The following is a 16,600-nucleotide window of genomic DNA, read 5'->3' as shown; positions in this document are numbered from 1 at the left end:
TCAACGTGACCAATCGTTCCAATGTTGCAGTGCGGCTTCGTCCGCGCGAACTTTTCCTTGGCCATGGCGAAGGCTCCGTTCTTTTCTCTAGGTCGTGTCGGTGAGGGTGGTCGTCAGTCGCTGCGGGCTCAGGCGTACTTCGCCTGAACCTCCTGCGCGACGTTGGACGGCACCTGCTCGTAATGGTCGAATTCCATGCTGTAGTTCGCGCGGCCCTGGCTGAACGAACGCAGCGTGTTGATGTAGCCGAACATGTTGGCGAGCGGGACCATGGCGTTCACCACGTTCGCGTTGCCGCGCATGTCCTGGCCCTGGATCTGGCCACGGCGGGAGTTGAGGTCGCCGATGACGGAGCCGGTGTAGTCTTCCGGGGTCACCACCTCGACCTTCATGATCGGCTCCAGCAGCACCGCGCCGCCCTTCTGCAGGGCCTCGCGGAACGCCGCGCGGGACGCGATCTCGAACGCCAGCGCCGAGGAGTCCACCTCGTGGAACGCGCCGTCGACCAGCTCGACCTTGACGTCCACCACGGGGAAGCCCGCGACCACGCCGGAGCCCAGCACCGACTCGAGGCCCTTCTGGACGCCCGGGATGTACTCCTTCGGCACCGCGCCGCCGACGATCTTGGACTCGAACTCGAAGCCCTTGCCGACCTCGTTCGGGGCCACGCGGAACTTCACGCGGGCGAACTGGCCGGTGCCGCCGGTCTGCTTCTTGTGGGTGTAGTCCACGTCGACCGGCTTGGTCAGGGTCTCGCGATAGGCCACCTGCGGCGCGCCGATGTTGGCGTCCACCTTGTAGGTGCGCTTCAGGATGTCGACCTTGATGTCGAGGTGAAGCTCGCCCATGCCCTTCAAGATGGTCTGGCCGGACTCGGCGTCGGTCGAGACGCGGAAGGACGGATCCTCGGCCGCGAGCTTGGACAGGGCGATGCCGAGCTTCTCCTGGTCGGCCTTGGTCTTCGGCTCGATGGCGATCTCGATGACCGGCTCCGGAAACTCCATGCGCTCAAGGATGACCGGCTTCAGGGTGTCGCACAGCGTGTCGCCGGTGCGGACTTCCTTGAGGCCCGCGAGCGCGACGATGTCGCCGGCGTAGGCTTCCTTGATGTCTTCGCGGTTGTTCGCATGCATGAGCAGCATGCGGCCGACGCGCTCCTTCTTGTCGCGGGTCGAGTTCAGCAGGGTCGAGCCCGACTCCAGCTTGCCCGAATAGACGCGGCAGAAGGTGATGGTGCCGACGAACGGGTCGTCCATGATCTTGAACGCGAGAACCGACAGCGGCTCGGCGTCGGACGGCTCGCGGACCACCGGCTCTTCGGTCTTGAAGTCGATGCCGGACACCGCGCCGCGATCGAGCGGCGACGGCAGGTAGTCCACCACGGCGTCGAGCAGCGGCTGAACGCCCTTGTTCTTGAACGCGGAGCCGCACAGCACCGGCGTGAAGGCGCGGGTGAGCACGGCCTTGCGCAGCAGGGACTTGAGGGTCGTCTCGTCCGGCTCCTCGCCCTCGAGGAACTTCTCGAGCGCGGCGTCGTCGAGCTCGACCGCGGCCTCGATCATCAGGGCGCGGTACTCGGCGGCCTGATCGGCGAGGTCGGCGGGGATCTCTTCGTCGTGGAAGCCGGCGCCGAGGTTCTCGGTCTCCCACACCACGGCCTTCATGCGAACGAGGTCGATGATGCCGGCGAAGGCGCTCTCGGAGCCGATCGGCAGCTGGATCGCCACCGGCTTGCCGGCGACGCGGGTGTCGATCTCCTTCAGGCAGCGGAAGAAGTCGGCGCCGATCTTGTCCATCTTGTTGACGAACACCACGCGCGGCACGCCGTACTTGTCGGCCTGACGCCACACGGTCTCGGTCTGCGGCTCCACGCCGGCGTTGCCGTCGAGCACGCACACCGCGCCGTCGAGCACGCGCAGCGAACGCTCGACCTCGATGGTGAAGTCCACGTGGCCGGGCGTGTCGATGATGTTGAGGCGCTTGCCGTTCCAGAAGGTCGTCGTCGCAGCGGACGTGATCGTGATGCCGCGCTCCTGCTCCTGCTCCATCCAGTCCATGGTCGCGGCGCCGTCGTGGACTTCGCCGATCTTGTGGGACTTGCCGGAGTAGAACAGGACGCGCTCGGTGGTCGTCGTCTTGCCGGCATCAATGTGGGCCATGATGCCGAAGTTACGATAGTCTTCGATCGCGTGGGAGCGGGCCATGATCTCGGTCCTTAAACTGTCTGCTCGATTACCAGCGGTAGTGCGAGAACGCGCGGTTGGCTTCCGCCATACGATGCGTGTCTTCGCGCTTCTTCACCGCGGAGCCGCGATTGTTCGAGGCGTCGATGAGCTCGGCCGACAGACGGTCGACCATGGTCTTCTCGTTGCGGGCGCGGGCCGAAGCTAGCAGCCAGCGGAGGGCGAGCGCCTGACGACGTTCCGGACGGACCTCGACCGGAACCTGGTAGGTCGCGCCGCCGACGCGGCGGGAGCGAACTTCGAGCGCCGGAGCGATGTTGTCGAGCGCCTGGTGGAACACGGCGATCGGCGACTGCTTCAGCTTGGATTCGACCGAGTCGAACGCGCCGTACACGATGGTCTCGGCGGTCGACTTCTTGCCGTCACGCATGACGGTGTTCATGAACTTCGTGACGATGATGTCCCCGAACTTCGGATCGGGATGGACTTCACGACGCTCGGCGGAATGACGACGGGACATGGTTCAGAACCTCACTTCGGCCGCTTGGCGCCGTACTTCGAACGGCGCTGCTTGCGGTTCTTGACGCCCTGCGTGTCGAGCACGCCGCGGAGGATGTGGTAGCGCACGCCCGGAAGGTCCTTCACGCGGCCGCCGCGGATCATGACGACCGAGTGCTCCTGGAGGTTGTGACCCTCGCCCGGAATGTAGCCGATGACCTCGAAGCCATTCGTCAGACGGACCTTGGCGACCTTACGAAGCGCCGAGTTCGGCTTCTTCGGCGTGGTGGTGTAGACGCGCGTGCAGACGCCGCGCTTCTGCGGGCACGCCTGAAGCGCCGGAACCTTGTTGCGCGCCGTCGGCGCCTGCCGAGGCTTGCGGATCAACTGGCTGATGGTGGGCATCGTTGGCCTTACCGCTTTCCTTTAAAACCAGCGTTCCGCGCACCCCGTCATCGAGGCGCGCAAAACGAAATGACGCCTGCTCTCGGAAAACCGAGCGCGGGCGCCGCTCCCTGCAGAGGACCAACGACGACGAAGCGCCGGGGTCATGAACCGCAACTGACCGTGTGGTCGCGACAGCGTCTAATTCCGAAAGGTCGGCGCGTGGACCGCAACCGACAGCGTGGAATTACCGCCTGCCGAAGAGTGGGGCGCTTCTAACCCGCGAATCCTAGAGTGTCAACACCGGCTTCAGCTTTTGCGGCCTCGGCCCAAGCGGAGACGGCGTGAACAAGGCCCCACGTCCTGTTTTCGCCGCCTCAGCTCGCGCTCGGGGACTGTCACAAAGGCTGCGGCGTCGTAATTCCCGTCCGGCCGGCGTGTCTTAACCGCGGACGACTCGGCTGAGGTGCGCCGCGCAGCCGGTCATCGTCACAAAGACCGGACAGTAGAATCGGGCCTTTGTTTCAAAAGCGACCGATTCTGCTTGTTCTCGACCCTTGATCGCCCGGCGCCGGCGCCACGCATGCGCCACGCGCGGGGCTCACGCCCGCCTTTCAGAAAGGTTAAGGCCGCCGGATCGCTCCGGCGGCCTTATAGCGCTTACAGCGGGGCTTGCGGGCGGAACGCGCCCGCCCTGCCCTCACTCCGCGGCGTCGGAGGCCGGCAGCAGGGCCGTGTCCGACGCGACGCCCGATTCCTGCGCCTTCTGGGCGAGGATGAGGTCGTCGCGATGGGTCGCGATCTCGCGCACCTTGTTCATCACCGAGCCGGTGCCCGCCGGGATCAGGCGGCCGACGATGACGTTCTCCTTCAGGCCCTCGAGATCGTCCACCTTGCCGTTGACCGCGGCTTCGGTGAGGACGCGAGTCGTCTCCTGGAACGAGGCGGCCGAGATGAAGGACCGGGTCTGCAGCGACGCCTTGGTGATGCCGAGCAGCACGGGGTGGCCGACCGCGGGCTTCTTGCCCTCGGCCTCGGCCTTCGCGTTGACGGCCTCGAACTCCATCTTGTCGACCTGCTCGTTGGTGATCAGGTCGGTTTCGCCGGCGTCCGAGATCTCCACCTTCTGCAGCATCTGGCGGACGATCACCTCGATGTGCTTGTCGTTGATGGTCACGCCCTGAAGCCGGTAGACCTCCTGGATCTCGTTGACGAGGTAAGCCGCGAGCTCCTCCACGCCCTTGATCGCCAGGATGTCGTGCGGCGCCGGGTTGCCGTCGACGATGTAGTCGCCCTGCTCCACCACGTCGCCATCCTGCAGGTGGATGTGCTTGCCCTTGGGGATCAGGTACTCGACCGGCTCGCCGCCGTCGCCCGGAATGAGCGAGAGGCGACGCTTGTTCTTGTAGTCCTTGCCGAACTGCACCGTGCCGGAGACCTCGGCGATGATCGCCGCGTCCTTCGGACGTCGCGCCTCGAACAGCTCCGCCACGCGCGGCAGACCGCCCGTGATGTCGCGGGTCTTGGCGCTTTCGGTCGGGATGCGGGCCAGCACGTCGCCGGCGCGCACCTCGGAGCCGGGCGAGACCGACAGGATCGCGTCCGCCGCCAGCAGGTAGCGCGCCTCGCCGCCCTTGGCCGGACGGGCGATCTTGCCGTCCGAACCGAAGATGGTGACCGCCGGCTTGAGGTCGGCGTTGCGGGTCGAGGTGCGCCAGTCGGTGACCACGCGCTTGGTGATGCCCGTGGCCTCGTCCGACGTCTCCTTGACGGAGGCGCCTTCCACCAGATCCTCGAAGGCGACCTTGCCGTCCACCTCGGTGAGGATCGGACGGGTGTAGGGGTCCCACTCCGCGATGCGCTGGCCGCGCTTGATCTTGTCGCCGTCGTCCACCTTCAGCTTGGAGCCGTACTGCAGACGATGGGTGGCGCGCTCGGTCGTCCCGTCGGCGTCGACGATGACCACCGCCACGTTGCGGCCCATCACGATCAGGTCGCCGTCGGAGTTGCGGGCCGCGTTGCGGTTGCGCAGCTTGACCGTGCCCTCGAACGAGCTTTCGAGGAAGGACGAGTCCGCCAGCTGCGCCGTGCCGCCGATGTGGAACGTGCGCATGGTGAGCTGGGTGCCCGGCTCGCCGATGGACTGCGCCGCGATGACGCCGACCGCCTCGCCGTGGTTGACCGGGGTGCCGCGCGCCAGATCGCGGCCGTAGCAGGCCACGCAGACGCCGACCTTGGTCTCGCAGGTGAGCACCGAACGGATCCGGATCTCCTGCACGCCCGCCGCCATCACCTGCTCGACGTGCTTCTCGGCGAACAGCGTGTTCTTCGGCACGATCAGCTCGCCCGTCGCCGGGTTCAGCACATCCTCGGCCGCGGTGCGGCCCAGGATGCGCTGGCCGAGCGTCGCCACGATCTGGCCGGCGTCGATCACCGCGCGGACGCGGATGCCCGCCTCCGAGCCGCAATCGTCCTCGGTGATGATGCAGTCCTGCGCCACGTCGACGAGACGGCGGGTCAGGTAGCCCGAGTTCGCGGTCTTCAGAGCGGTGTCGGCGAGGCCCTTACGGGCGCCGTGCGTCGAGTTGAAGTACTCGAGCACCGACAGGCCTTCCTTGAAGTTCGAGATGATCGGGCTCTCGATGATCTCGCCCGACGGCTTGGCCATGAGGCCGCGCATGCCGGCGAGCTGCTTCATCTGCGCCGGCGAGCCGCGGGCGCCCGAGTGGCTCATCATGTAGATCGAGTTGATCTGCTTGGTGCGGCCGGTCTCGGCGTCCACCTGGACGGCCGAAATGCGCGCCATCATCTCCTCGGCGATCTTGTCCGTGCACTTGGCCCAGGCGTCGACGACCTTGTTGTACTTCTCGCCCTGGGTGATCAGGCCGTCCTGGTACTGCTGCTCGTATTCCTTGGCGAGCGTGCGGGTGTCGTCGACGATCTTGGTCTTGGTCTCCGGCACCACCATGTCGTCCTTGCCGAACGAGATGCCGGCCTTGAACGCGTTGTGGAAGCCGAGCGACATGATGCGGTCGCAGAAGATGACCGTGTCCTTCTGACCGCAGTTGCGGTAGACGGTGTCGATCATGTTCGAGATTTCCTTCTTCGTCATCAGCTTGTTGACGACGTCGAAGGTCAGCTTCGGAGTCTTGGGCAGGAGCTGGCCAAGCATCATGCGGCCGGGCGTGGTCTCGAAGATCTTGGAGACGGGATCGCCGTTCTCGTCGACCGAAACGTAGCGGCTCTTGATCTTGGTGTGCAGCGTCACCGACTTCGTGAACAGCGCGTGCTCGAGCTCGCCCATGTTGGCGAAGGCCATGCCCTCGCCCGGCTCCTTGTCGCGCATCAGCGTCAGGTAGTAGAGGCCGAGCACGATGTCCTGGGACGGCACGATGATCGGCGCGCCGTTGGCCGGGTGCAGGATGTTGTTGGTGGACATCATGAGCACGCGCGCTTCCAGCTGCGCCTCAAGCGACAGCGGAACGTGCACGGCCATCTGGTCGCCGTCGAAGTCGGCGTTGAACGCGGCGCAGACCAGCGGGTGAAGCTGGATCGCCTTGCCCTCGATCAGCACCGGCTCGAACGCCTGGATGCCGAGGCGGTGCAGCGTCGGGGCTCGGTTCAGCATCACCGGATGTTCGCGGATCACCTCGTCCAGGATGTCCCAGACCTCCGGCTTCTCCTTCTCCACCAGCTTCTTCGCCTGCTTCACGGTGGCGGAGAGGCCCTTGGCGTCGAGGCGCGAATAGATGAACGGCTTGAACAGCTCCAGCGCCATCTTCTTCGGCAGGCCGCACTGGTGCAGCTTGAGCTCGGGGCCGACCACGATGACCGAGCGGCCGGAATAGTCGACGCGCTTGCCGAGCAGGTTCTGGCGGAAGCGGCCCTGCTTGCCCTTCAGCATGTCGGAGAGCGACTTCAGCGGACGCTTGTTCACGCCCGTGATGACGCGGCCGCGACGGCCGTTGTCGAACAGCGCGTCCACCGCCTCCTGAAGCATGCGCTTCTCGTTGCGGATGATGATGTCCGGCGCGCGCAGTTCGATCAGCCGCTTCAGACGGTTGTTGCGGTTGATGACGCGGCGGTAGAGGTCGTTCAGGTCAGACGTCGCGAAGCGGCCGCCGTCCAGCGGCACCAGCGGACGCAGGTCCGGCGGGATCACCGGCACGACGGTCATGATCATCCAGTCGGGCTTGTTGCCGGACTCGATGAAGGCCTCGACGATCTTCAGGCGCTTGGCGAGCTTCTTGGGCTTCAGCTCGGTGGTGGACTCCGCGATCTCGACGCGGATGTCGGCGGCCATCTTCTCGAGGTCGAGCGCGCGCAGCATGGACTGGATCGCCTCCGCGCCGATCTGCGCGGTGAAGGCGTCCTCGCCATACTCGTCCTGGGCGTGGAGATACTCCTCCTCGGTGAGGAGCTGGCGGTCCTTGAGCGGGGTCAGGCCCGTCTCCAGCACCACGTACTTCTCGAAGTACAGGATCGCCTCAAGGTCCTTGAGGGTCATGTCCATGAGGAGGCCGATGCGGGACGGCAGCGACTTCAGGAACCAGATGTGGGCGACCGGAGCGGCGAGCTCGATGTGGCCCATGCGCTCGCGGCGCACGCGCGACAGCGTGACCTCGACGCCGCACTTCTCGCAGATGACGCCCTTGTACTTCATCCGCTTGTACTTGCCGCACAGGCACTCGTAGTCCTTGATCGGACCGAAGATGCGCGCGCAGAACAGACCGTCACGCTCGGGCTTGAACGTGCGGTAGTTGATGGTCTCGGGCTTCTTGATCTCGCCGAACGACCACGACAGGATCTTCTCGGGGCTCGCGATCGAGATGCGGATCTGGTCGAACGTCTGGGCCGGAACCTGCGTGTTGAAGAGATTCATCACTTCCTGGTTCATCGCCGTCTCCTTCCGCGAACCAACCGGGGGCCGCCGCCAAGCGCCGCCGGGTTCGCTCAAAATCCCTGGTCAGCGGCGGGCGGGCCCTGAGGCCCGTCCGCCCAACGGTTCTCCCGAACGGGAGCCCGTCACTCCGCCGCGTCGGCGGGGGGAAGCTCGCCTGCGGCCCGCTTCGAGGTGTGCAGGTCGACGTTGAGGCCGAGCGAGCGCATTTCCTTCACGAGCACGTTGAAGCTCTCCGGGATGCCGGCCTCGAAGGCGTCGTCGCCGCGGACGATCGACTCGTAGACCTTGGTGCGGCCCGCCACGTCGTCGGACTTCACCGTCAGCATCTCCTGCAGCGTGTAGGCCGCGCCGTACGCCTCGAGCGCCCACACCTCCATCTCGCCGAAGCGCTGGCCGCCGAACTGCGCCTTGCCGCCGAGCGGCTGCTGGGTGACCAGCGAGTACGGGCCGATCGAACGGGCGTGGATCTTGTCGTCCACCAGATGGTGCAGCTTCAGCATGTAGATGTAGCCGACGGTGACCTGACGGTCGAACGTGTCGCCGGTGCGGCCGTCATAGAGCGTCACCTGTCCGCTCGTGTTGACGCCCGCGAGCTCCAGCATGCGCTCGATGTCGGCCTCCTTGGCGCCGTCGAACACCGGCGTGGCGATGGGCACGCCGCGACGGAGGTTCTCGGACATCTCGACGAGCTCCTTGTCGTCGAGCTCCTTCACCTTTGGATCGTCGCCATAGACCACATCGAGCGTGGACTTGAGGTTTTCAAGCCCCGCGCCCGCCCTGTAGGCGTCGATGGCCTCGCCGATCTTGCGTCCGAGGCCCGCGCAGGCCCAGCCGAGATGCGTCTCGAGGATCTGGCCGACGTTCATGCGGCTCGGCACGCCGAGCGGGTTCAGCACGATGTCGGCGTGGGTGCCGTCCGCGAGGAACGGCATGTCCTCCACCGGCACGATCCGCGACACGACGCCCTTGTTGCCGTGCCGGCCGGCCATCTTGTCGCCCGGCTGGATCTTGCGCTTCACCGCGATGAAGACCTTGACCATCTTCATCACGCCGGGGGGCATCTCATCGCCGCGCTGCAGCTTCTCGACCTTGTCGAGGAAGCGCTGCTCGAGCCGCTTCTTCTGCTCGTCGTACTGGGCGCGCATGGCCTCCAGTTCGGACATCAGCTTGTCGTCCGAGACGGCGATCTGCCACCAGTGGGAGCGCGGCGCCTCGACGAGGCTCTCGCGGGTCAGCTCCGCGTCCTTCTTGATGGCCTTCGGGCCGGAGATGACCGTCTTGCCCACCAGCATGTCGGCGAGGCGGGCGTAGGTGTTGCGGTCGAGGATCGCGAGCTCGTCGTCGCGGTCCTTGGCGAGCCGCTCGATCTCCTCGCGCTCGATCGCCTGGGCGCGCTCATCCTTGTCCACGCCGTGGCGGTTGAACACGCGCACCTCGACGATGGTGCCCGTGACGCCGGGCGGCACCCGCAGCGAGGTGTCGCGCACGTCGGAGGCCTTCTCGCCGAAGATGGCGCGGAGCAGCTTCTCCTCCGGCGTCATCGGGCTCTCGCCCTTCGGCGTGATCTTGCCGACGAGAATGTCGCCCGCCTGCACTTCAGCGCCGATGTAGACGATGCCGGCTTCGTCGAGGTTCTTCAGCGCCTCTTCCGACACGTTCGGAATGTCGCGCGTGATCTCCTCCGGCCCGAGCTTGGTGTCGCGGGCCGCGACCTCGAACTCCTCGATGTGGATCGAGGTGAACACGTCGTCGGAGACGATCTTCTCGGAGAGAAGGATCGAGTCCTCGAAGTTGTAGCCGTTCCACGGCATGAAGGCGACGAGCACGTTGCGGCCGAGCGCCAGCTCGCCCAGCTCCGTGGACGGGCCGTCGGCGATGATCTCGCCCTTCTTCACCATGTCGCCCACGCGCACCAGCGGCTTCTGCGTGATGCAGGTGGACTGGTTGGAGCGCTGGAACTTCATCAGCCGGTAGATGTCGACGCCGGGCTTCGAGGCGTCGGCCTCCTCCGTCGCGCGGATGACGATGCGGGTGGCGTCCACCTGGTCGATCACGCCGGCGCGGCGGGCGGCGATGGCGGCGCCGCTGTCGCGGGCGACCACGGCCTCCATGCCCGTGCCCACGAAGGGCGCGTCCGCCTTGACCAGCGGCACGGCCTGGCGCTGCATGTTCGAGCCCATGAGCGCGCGGTTGGCGTCGTCGTTCTCGAGGAACGGAATGAGCGCCGCGGCCACCGACACGAGCTGCTTCGGCGACACGTCCATGTAGTCGACGCGCTCGATCGGCACGAACACCACTTCGCCCATGTGACGGCAGACGATCAGGTCGTCCGCGAACTTGCCCGAGGCGTCGAGCTGGGCGTTGGCCTGCGCCACGTGGTGCTTGGACTCCTCCACCGCCGAGAGGTAGTGCACCTCGTCGGTGACCTGACCGTCGCGCACCTTGCGGTACGGGGCCTCGATGAAGCCGTACTTGTTCACCCGCGCGAAGGTGGCTAGCGAGTTGATCAGGCCGATGTTCGGGCCTTCCGGCGTCTCGATCGGGCAGATGCGGCCGTAGTGGGTCGGGTGCACGTCGCGCACCTCGAAGCCGGCGCGCTCGCGGGTCAGACCGCCCGGCCCGAGCGCCGAGAGACGGCGCTTGTGGGTGATCTCGGACAGCGGGTTGGTCTGGTCCATGAACTGCGACAGCTGCGACGAGCCGAAGAACTCGCGCACGGCCGCGGCCGCGGGCTTCGCGTTGATCAGGTCCTGCGGCATGACGGTGTCGATCTCGACCGACGACATGCGCTCCTTGATGGCGCGCTCCATGCGGAGCAGGCCGACGCGGTACTGGTTCTCCATCAGCTCGCCGACCGAACGCACGCGGCGGTTGCCGAGATGGTCGATGTCGTCGATCTCGCCGCGGCCGTCGCGCAGGTCCACCAGCGTCTTGATGACGGCGAGGATGTCGGCCTTGCGCAGGGTGCGATGGGTGTCCGGCGCGTCGAGGTCGAGGCGCATGTTCATCTTCACGCGGCCAACCGCGGACAGGTCGTAGCGCTCGGAGTCGAAGAACAGCGACTGGAACATCGCCTCGGCGGTGTCGAGGGTGGGCGGCTCGCCCGGGCGCATGACGCGATAGATGTCGAACAGCGCCTCCTCGCGGGCGGCGTTCTTGTCCACCGCCAGCGTGTTGCGGATGTAACCGCCGACGTTGACGTGGTCGATGTCCAGCAGGTTGAGCTCGGTCACGCCGACGTCGATTAGCGTCTCCAGCAGCTTCGGGGTGATCTCGTCGCCGGCCTCGGCCCAGATCTCGCCGGTCTCCGTGTTGACGAGATCCTCGCCCACATACTGGCCGACCAGTTCCTCGTTGGAGATGCGCAGGTCCTTGACGCCCTTCTCGGAGATCAGGCGCGCCTGGCGCACGGTGAGCTTGCGGCCCGCCTCCAGCACCACTTCGCCGGAGTCGGCGTCGATCAGGTCCACGGCCGCGTTCAGGCCCTTGAGGCGCGCGCCGTCGAACGGCGTGCGCCAGGCGTCGCCGTCACGGGTGAACGTGACCTTGTTGTAGAAGGTGTCGAGGATGGTCTCGCCGTCCATGCCGAGCGCGAACATCAGCGACGTCACCGGGATCTTGCGGCGACGGTCGATGCGGGCGTGGACGATGTCCTTGGCGTCGAACTCGATGTCGAGCCAGGAGCCGCGGTAGGGGATGATGCGCGCCGCGAACAGCAGCTTGCCCGACGAATGCGTCTTGCCCTTGTCGTGGTCGAAGAACACGCCCGGCGAGCGGTGCATCTGGGAGACGATGACGCGCTCGGTGCCGTTGACGATGAAGGTGCCGTTGTCCGTCATGAGCGGCATGTCGCCCATGTAGACGTCCTGCTCCTTGATGTCCTTGACGGACTTGGCGCCGGTCTCCTCGTCCACGTCGAACACGATCAGGCGCAGCGTCACCTTCAGCGGCGCGGCGAAGGTCATGCCGCGCTGGCGGCACTCGTCCACGTCGTACTTCGGCTGCTCGAACTCGTAGGAGACGAACTCCAGCATCGAGGTGTTGGAGAAGTCGGAGATCGGAAACACCGACTTGAACACCGTCTGCAGGCCTTCGTCCGGCCGAGCGTCCTTGCCGTCGAACAGAAGGAACTGGTCGTAGGACGCCTTCTGGACTTCGATCAGGTTCGGCATCTCCGTGACTTCACGGATCTTGCCGAAGAACTTGCGGACACGCTTGCGGCCGGTGATCGTATGAGCCATCGTCTTCCTCAATCCTGCCGAGAGGCGCGCCTGATCCAAGGCCTCGCGCCCGAAAGGTCGGGCCTTGGATCAGGCGCGGCGGGTCCGTTCGGTCGTCCCGAACCCGCTTTGCATCTCCGCCCGCCGGCTGCGGAACACACAGGCCGGAAGGCGTTCAAGCCGCGGGAGAAGCCGACGCCTTCCGGCGCCGTCCCCCGCGGCTCATGGTGGTCACGCGAGGAGGGAACGCCCCTCCCCGCCTGGAATCCGGCGCGGGCGCGAAGGCCCGCGCGAGATCACTTGAGCTCGACCTTGGCGCCAGCCTTCTCGAGCTGGGCCTTGAGCTTCTCGGCCTCGTCCTTGGACACGCCTTCCTTGACGGGCTTCGGCGCGCCTTCGACCAGGTCCTTGGCTTCCTTGAGGCCGAGGCCGGTGATCGCGCGGACCTCCTTGATGACCTCGATCTTCTTTTCGCCGGCGGCGGCGAGCACGACCGTGAACTCGGTCTGCTCTTCCACTACGGCGGCCGGGCCACCGTTCTGCGCCGGAGCGACAGCCACGGCGGCGGCGGCGGAGACGCCCCACTTCTCTTCGAGCAGCTTGGCGAGCTCGGCAGCCTCGAGAACCGTCAGGTTGGACAGTTCGTCGACGATCTTCGTCAGATCCGTCATTGTTTTACGTCCTTGAGTTCGAACCAGTTTTGGGAATGAAGAACGGCGTCACGCCGCCTCGTCTCGCTTGGCGTAAGCCCCGAACACGCGCGCCAGCTTGGCTGCGGGCGCGGTCGAGAGCTGCGCGATCTTGGTCGCCGGGGCCTGGATGAGGCCGACGAGCTTGGCGCGCAGTTCGTCCAGCGACGGCATGGTGGCAAGAGCCTTCACGCCATCGGGGTTCAGGGAGGTCGCGCCCATGGCGCCGCCGAGGATCACGAACTTGTCGTGCCCCTTGGCGAACTCGACCGCGACCTTGGGCGCCGCCACCGGATCCGCGCTGTAGGCGAGGATCGTGGGACCCGTGAGCAGGGTCCCGATGTGGGCGACGTCCGTGCCTTCGAGAGCGATTTTGGCCAGCCGGTTCTTCGCGACCTTCACGCTCGCGCCCGCCTCGCGCATCTGCCGACGAAGCGTCTGCAGCTGAGCGACGGTCAGGCCCGAATAGTGAGCGACGACGATGGCCCCGGAGTCCGAAAACACCGAGTTCAGCGCCGCAACCGCTTCACGCTTTTCTGCGCGGTCCACGTGCTCTCTCCGGTTGACGATCCGGCCCGAGGGCTGAGGATCGCCGGGTTGCTACTGCCGCTTCGCGCCCCGCCTTGCGGCGGCTTACGAAAACGGCGGCTCAAGCCCTGTCCGCGCGCGGCGCAAGGAGCGACGCGGCGATGGTTCGAACCAGACGGACGGGCCGCTCGCGCGGGCCGAAAATCCGGTCGTCCCCGTCTCGGCAGGTCCCGGTGCTCCGGGCTTAAGCGGTCTCCCCGTGGAGGCGCGCCTGCTTTCTCGGACAGGTCGGCGGAGCGGGCCGAAGCCCAGTCCGCCATCACGTCCGGGACGCGAACGCCCCGGACGAATTCGTCAAACGTTTCGGCTCAGGCGCCGAGAACGGAGCCCGGCTCCACGTGCACGCCCGGGCCCATCGTCGACGAGACCGCGATCTTCTGCACGTACTGGCCCTTGGCGCCGGTCGGCTTGGCCTTCACCACGGCGTCGGTGAACGCCTTGATGTTCTCCACCAGCTTGGTCTCGTCGAACGAGGCCTTGCCCACGCCGCCGTGGATGATGCCGGCCTTCTCGACGCGGAACTCCACCGCGCCGCCCTTGGCGGCCTTCACCGCGCCGGCGACGTCCATGGTCACCGTGCCGACCTTCGGGTTCGGCATCAGGCCGCGCGGGCCGAGCACCTTACCGAGACGGCCGACCAGCGGCATCATGTCCGGGGTCGCGATGCAGCGATCGAACTCGATCGTGCCGCCCTGGACGATCTCCAGCAGGTCTTCCGCGCCCACGATGTCGGCGCCGGCGGCCTTGGCCTCCTCCGCCTTCGGGCCGCGGGCGAACACGCCCACGCGCACGGTGCGGCCGGAGCCGTTCGGCAGCTGGCACACGCCGCGGACCATCTGGTCCGCATGGCGCGGGTCGACGCCGAGATTGATGGAGACCTCGATGGTCTCGTCGAACTTGGCCGTGGCGCGCTCCTTGACGAGCTTGATGGCCTCGTCGATCGCGTACAGCTTCTCGCGATCGACGCCCTCGCGGGACTTCGCGACGCGCTTTGCAAGCTTCGCCATGATCAGCCCTCCACCGCCAGGCCCATGGAACGGGCCGAGCCCGCGATCATCGCCACCGCCGAATCGACGCTGTCGCAGTTCAGGTCGGCCATCTTCTTCTCCGCGATCTCGCGGAGCTGGGCCTGGGTCACCTTGCCGACCGGGGCGGCCTTGCCCGTGGTCTTGGAGCCCGACTTGACGCCCGCCGCCTGCTTCAGGAAGTAGCTGACCGGCGGCGACTTCATCACGAAGGTGAAGGAGCGGTCCGCATAGGCCGTGATCACCACCGGAATCGGCATGCCCTTCTCGAGCTGGCCGGTCTGCGCGTTGAACGCCTTGCAGAACTCCATGATGTTCAGGCCGCGCTGACCCAGCGCCGGGCCGATCGGCGGCGACGGGTTGGCGGAGCCCGCAGGCACCTGAAGCTTGATGTAGCCCGTAATCTTCTTCGCCATGTGGCTTTCTCCTCAAGGCGCGCGACGGCGGTCAGGCCGCCTTGCGCCATGTGACGCCGTGGTGCGGACGCAGACGCGAGGCGGCGAAGCCCTTGCGCCCGTCCTCCCACGGCCGGGGAACGGATCAGACCTTTTCGACCTGTCCGTATTCGAGATCGACGGTCGTCGCGCGACCGAAGATCGAGACGTCGATCTTGAGGCGCGCCCGCGCCTCGTCCACGTCCTGCACCACGCCCGAGAACGAGGCGAACGGCCCGTCCGACACCCGGACGTTCTCGCCGACCTCGAACGACACCGATGGCTTCGGACGCTCCACGCCCTCCTGCACCTGCTGGCGGATGCGTTCCGCCTCGGCGTCGGAGATCGGCGACGGCTTGTTGTCCGCGCCCAGGAAGCCGGTGACCTTCGGCGTGTTGCGGATCAGGTGGTAGGCCTGATCCGTCAGGTCCATCTTCACCAGCACGTAGCCGGGGAAGAACTTGCGCTCGGCGTCGACCTTGCGGCCGCGGCGCACCTCGACGACCTTTTCGGTCGGCACCAGAATCTCTTCGAACAGATCCGACAGACCGGTCTGCTCCGCCTTCTCGCGGATCGACTCCGCGACCTTCTTCTCGAAGTTCGAATAGGCGTGGACGATGTACCAGCGCTTGCGCCGGCCGCCCGCCGCCTGCCCTGCGACGCTCATTGGCCAAATCCCAGAATCATCGTCACGGCCGTGCGCAGGATCATGTCCGCCAGAAAGAAGAACACGCAGGCGAGGAACACGAACACGAAGACCATGATCGTGGTGATCGCCGTCTCGCGGCGGGTCGGCCACACCACCTTCGCGGTCTCGGCGCCCACCTCCTGCAGGAATTCGATCGGATTGGTCTTAGCCATCGCCTCGCATCACGTCCAAAAGGGACGCCGGCCCGCAAAGCCTGCGCCCCTGATCGCTGTCGTCGCCGCAGGACGCACGAGACGCCCCGAATGTCCTGGTCGCGGCGCTCGATAAGCCCACGACCGCCCTGCCCTGATGGCAGGAGTGGAGGGACTCGAACCCCCAACCCCCGGTTTTGGAGACCGGTGCTCTGACCAGTTGAGCTACACTCCTAGACGCCCGGGACTCCACATCGGACCAGAGCAGGCGTGCTGTCTAGTCGGACGGCGGAGCGCTGTAAAGCCCTTTGTAACATCTATCGGCCAAAGGGCCGCGCCCGCCGGAGCGCGGCGCCGGGCCGCTCGTTCTCCGCGCGCGACGACGGATAGGACGGCTCGGCCCGACCTGCGAGACCGAACGCGTCGCCGCGAGAGCCGGGGCGACCGGGCGGCGTCGTCCGCGCGCTCCAGCGCTGCGGGTCGGAGCGCGCGGACTGCCCGTGCGCGGTCGTCTCCGTGTGTTGAACGTTCGGCCTCGCGCCGGGCGCGCTGGATGGATCGACGCCCCATTTCCTTCGACGATCGCCGGCTTGCCCACGCCCCGGACAGGGGGGCTTGCCGGTTATCCCCTGCGCCGGCGCGAGACAGGCGACGATCGGGCGCGCGTCGCCGCGCCTTCCAACGCGAAGAGCCCGGCGTCGCGAGACGCCGGGCTCTTCAGTCCAGGGTGAGTTCGGCCGAAGGGCCGAAGATCACTCGATGATGGAGGCGACGACGCCGGCGCCGACGGTGCGGCCGCCTTCGCGGATGGCGAAGCGCAGCTTCTCCTCCATCGC

General features: G+C 66.6%; 12 protein-coding genes and 1 tRNA gene. All 13 read right to left on the bottom strand.

What is annotated here, in order from left to right:
- Nucleotides 1-128 precede the first annotated feature (128 nt).
- On the bottom strand, nucleotides 129-2,204 hold the full coding sequence (fusA, locus tag PKE85_RS07035; protein WP_271204098.1) for an elongation factor G: 2,076 nt from the start codon (nucleotides 2,202-2,204) through the stop codon (nucleotides 129-131).
- 28 nt (nucleotides 2,205-2,232) lie between these two features.
- A complete protein-coding gene (rpsG, locus tag PKE85_RS07030) occupies nucleotides 2,233-2,703 on the bottom strand; it encodes a 30S ribosomal protein S7 (protein ID WP_271204097.1) in 471 nt (156 codons plus the stop codon).
- Nucleotides 2,704-2,714: 11 nt separating this feature from the next.
- Nucleotides 2,715-3,086: a 30S ribosomal protein S12 gene (rpsL, locus tag PKE85_RS07025; RefSeq protein ID WP_020185797.1), complete on the bottom strand. Its 372-nt coding sequence runs from the start codon at nucleotides 3,084-3,086 to the stop codon at nucleotides 2,715-2,717.
- Between the two features lie 679 nt (nucleotides 3,087-3,765).
- A complete protein-coding gene (gene rpoC, locus PKE85_RS07020) occupies nucleotides 3,766-7,962 on the bottom strand; it encodes a DNA-directed RNA polymerase subunit beta' (protein WP_271204096.1) in 4,197 nt (1,398 codons plus the stop codon).
- Nucleotides 7,963-8,090: 128 nt separating this feature from the next.
- A complete protein-coding gene (rpoB, locus tag PKE85_RS07015) occupies nucleotides 8,091-12,209 on the bottom strand; it encodes a DNA-directed RNA polymerase subunit beta (protein WP_271204095.1) in 4,119 nt (1,372 codons plus the stop codon).
- A 275-nt stretch (nucleotides 12,210-12,484) separates the two neighbouring features.
- Entirely contained in the window at nucleotides 12,485-12,859 is a 375-nt protein-coding gene (rplL, locus tag PKE85_RS07010) for a 50S ribosomal protein L7/L12 (RefSeq protein WP_271204094.1), read from the bottom strand.
- A 48-nt stretch (nucleotides 12,860-12,907) separates the two neighbouring features.
- Nucleotides 12,908-13,426 (bottom strand): 50S ribosomal protein L10, encoded by a 519-nt coding sequence (rplJ, locus tag PKE85_RS07005; protein WP_271204093.1) that lies wholly within the window; start codon nucleotides 13,424-13,426, stop codon nucleotides 12,908-12,910.
- A 347-nt stretch (nucleotides 13,427-13,773) separates the two neighbouring features.
- Nucleotides 13,774-14,472, bottom strand: coding sequence for a 50S ribosomal protein L1 (gene rplA, locus PKE85_RS07000; RefSeq protein WP_271204092.1), 699 nt, complete (start codon nucleotides 14,470-14,472; stop codon nucleotides 13,774-13,776).
- 2 nt (nucleotides 14,473-14,474) lie between these two features.
- The gene (gene rplK / locus PKE85_RS06995) at nucleotides 14,475-14,906 is read right to left on the bottom strand and encodes a 50S ribosomal protein L11 (RefSeq protein WP_271204091.1); all 432 of its coding nucleotides are present in this window, start codon (nucleotides 14,904-14,906) and stop codon (nucleotides 14,475-14,477) included.
- A gap of 124 nt (nucleotides 14,907-15,030) precedes the next feature.
- On the bottom strand, nucleotides 15,031-15,591 hold the full coding sequence (gene nusG, locus PKE85_RS06990; protein WP_271204090.1) for a transcription termination/antitermination protein NusG: 561 nt from the start codon (nucleotides 15,589-15,591) through the stop codon (nucleotides 15,031-15,033).
- Nucleotides 15,588-15,785: a preprotein translocase subunit SecE gene (secE, locus tag PKE85_RS06985; protein WP_271204089.1), complete on the bottom strand. Its 198-nt coding sequence runs from the start codon at nucleotides 15,783-15,785 to the stop codon at nucleotides 15,588-15,590. The genes nusG and secE overlap by 4 nt, the downstream gene beginning before the upstream one ends.
- Before the next feature lie 137 nt (nucleotides 15,786-15,922).
- Nucleotides 15,923-15,999 (bottom strand) — tRNA-Trp (locus PKE85_RS06980).
- A gap of 517 nt (nucleotides 16,000-16,516) precedes the next feature.
- Nucleotides 16,517-16,600: EF-Tu C-terminal domain-related protein (locus PKE85_RS06975; protein ID WP_465252849.1), on the bottom strand; the 84-nt coding region annotated here is incomplete at its 5' end.

The sequence above is a fragment of the Methylopila jiangsuensis genome (assembly GCF_027922305.1).
GTDB lineage: Bacteria > Pseudomonadota > Alphaproteobacteria > Rhizobiales > Methylopilaceae > Methylopila > Methylopila jiangsuensis.
This window is presented reverse-complemented; position numbering and strand designations above follow the sequence as displayed.

Bases quoted from the DNA above. Each gene is read 5' to 3' on its own strand.
- rplL (WP_271204094.1), bottom strand. From the start codon at position 12,859: ATGACGGATCTGACGAAGATCGTCGACGAACTGTCCAACCTGACGGTT.
- rpoC (WP_271204096.1), bottom strand. From the start codon at position 7,962: ATGAACCAGGAAGTGATGAATCTCTTCAACACGCAGGTTCCGGCCCAG.
- nusG (WP_271204090.1), bottom strand. From the start codon at position 15,591: ATGAGCGTCGCAGGGCAGGCGGCGGGCGGCCGGCGCAAGCGCTGGTAC.
- rpsG (WP_271204097.1), bottom strand. From the start codon at position 2,703: ATGTCCCGTCGTCATTCCGCCGAGCGTCGTGAAGTCCATCCCGATCCG.
- fusA (WP_271204098.1), bottom strand. From the start codon at position 2,204: ATGGCCCGCTCCCACGCGATCGAAGACTATCGTAACTTCGGCATCATG.
- rpsL (WP_020185797.1), bottom strand. From the start codon at position 3,086: ATGCCCACCATCAGCCAGTTGATCCGCAAGCCTCGGCAGGCGCCGACG.
- secE (WP_271204089.1), bottom strand. From the start codon at position 15,785: ATGGCTAAGACCAATCCGATCGAATTCCTGCAGGAGGTGGGCGCCGAG.
- rplA (WP_271204092.1), bottom strand. From the start codon at position 14,472: ATGGCGAAGCTTGCAAAGCGCGTCGCGAAGTCCCGCGAGGGCGTCGAT.
- rpoB (WP_271204095.1), bottom strand. From the start codon at position 12,209: ATGGCTCATACGATCACCGGCCGCAAGCGTGTCCGCAAGTTCTTCGGC.
- rplK (WP_271204091.1), bottom strand. From the start codon at position 14,906: ATGGCGAAGAAGATTACGGGCTACATCAAGCTTCAGGTGCCTGCGGGC.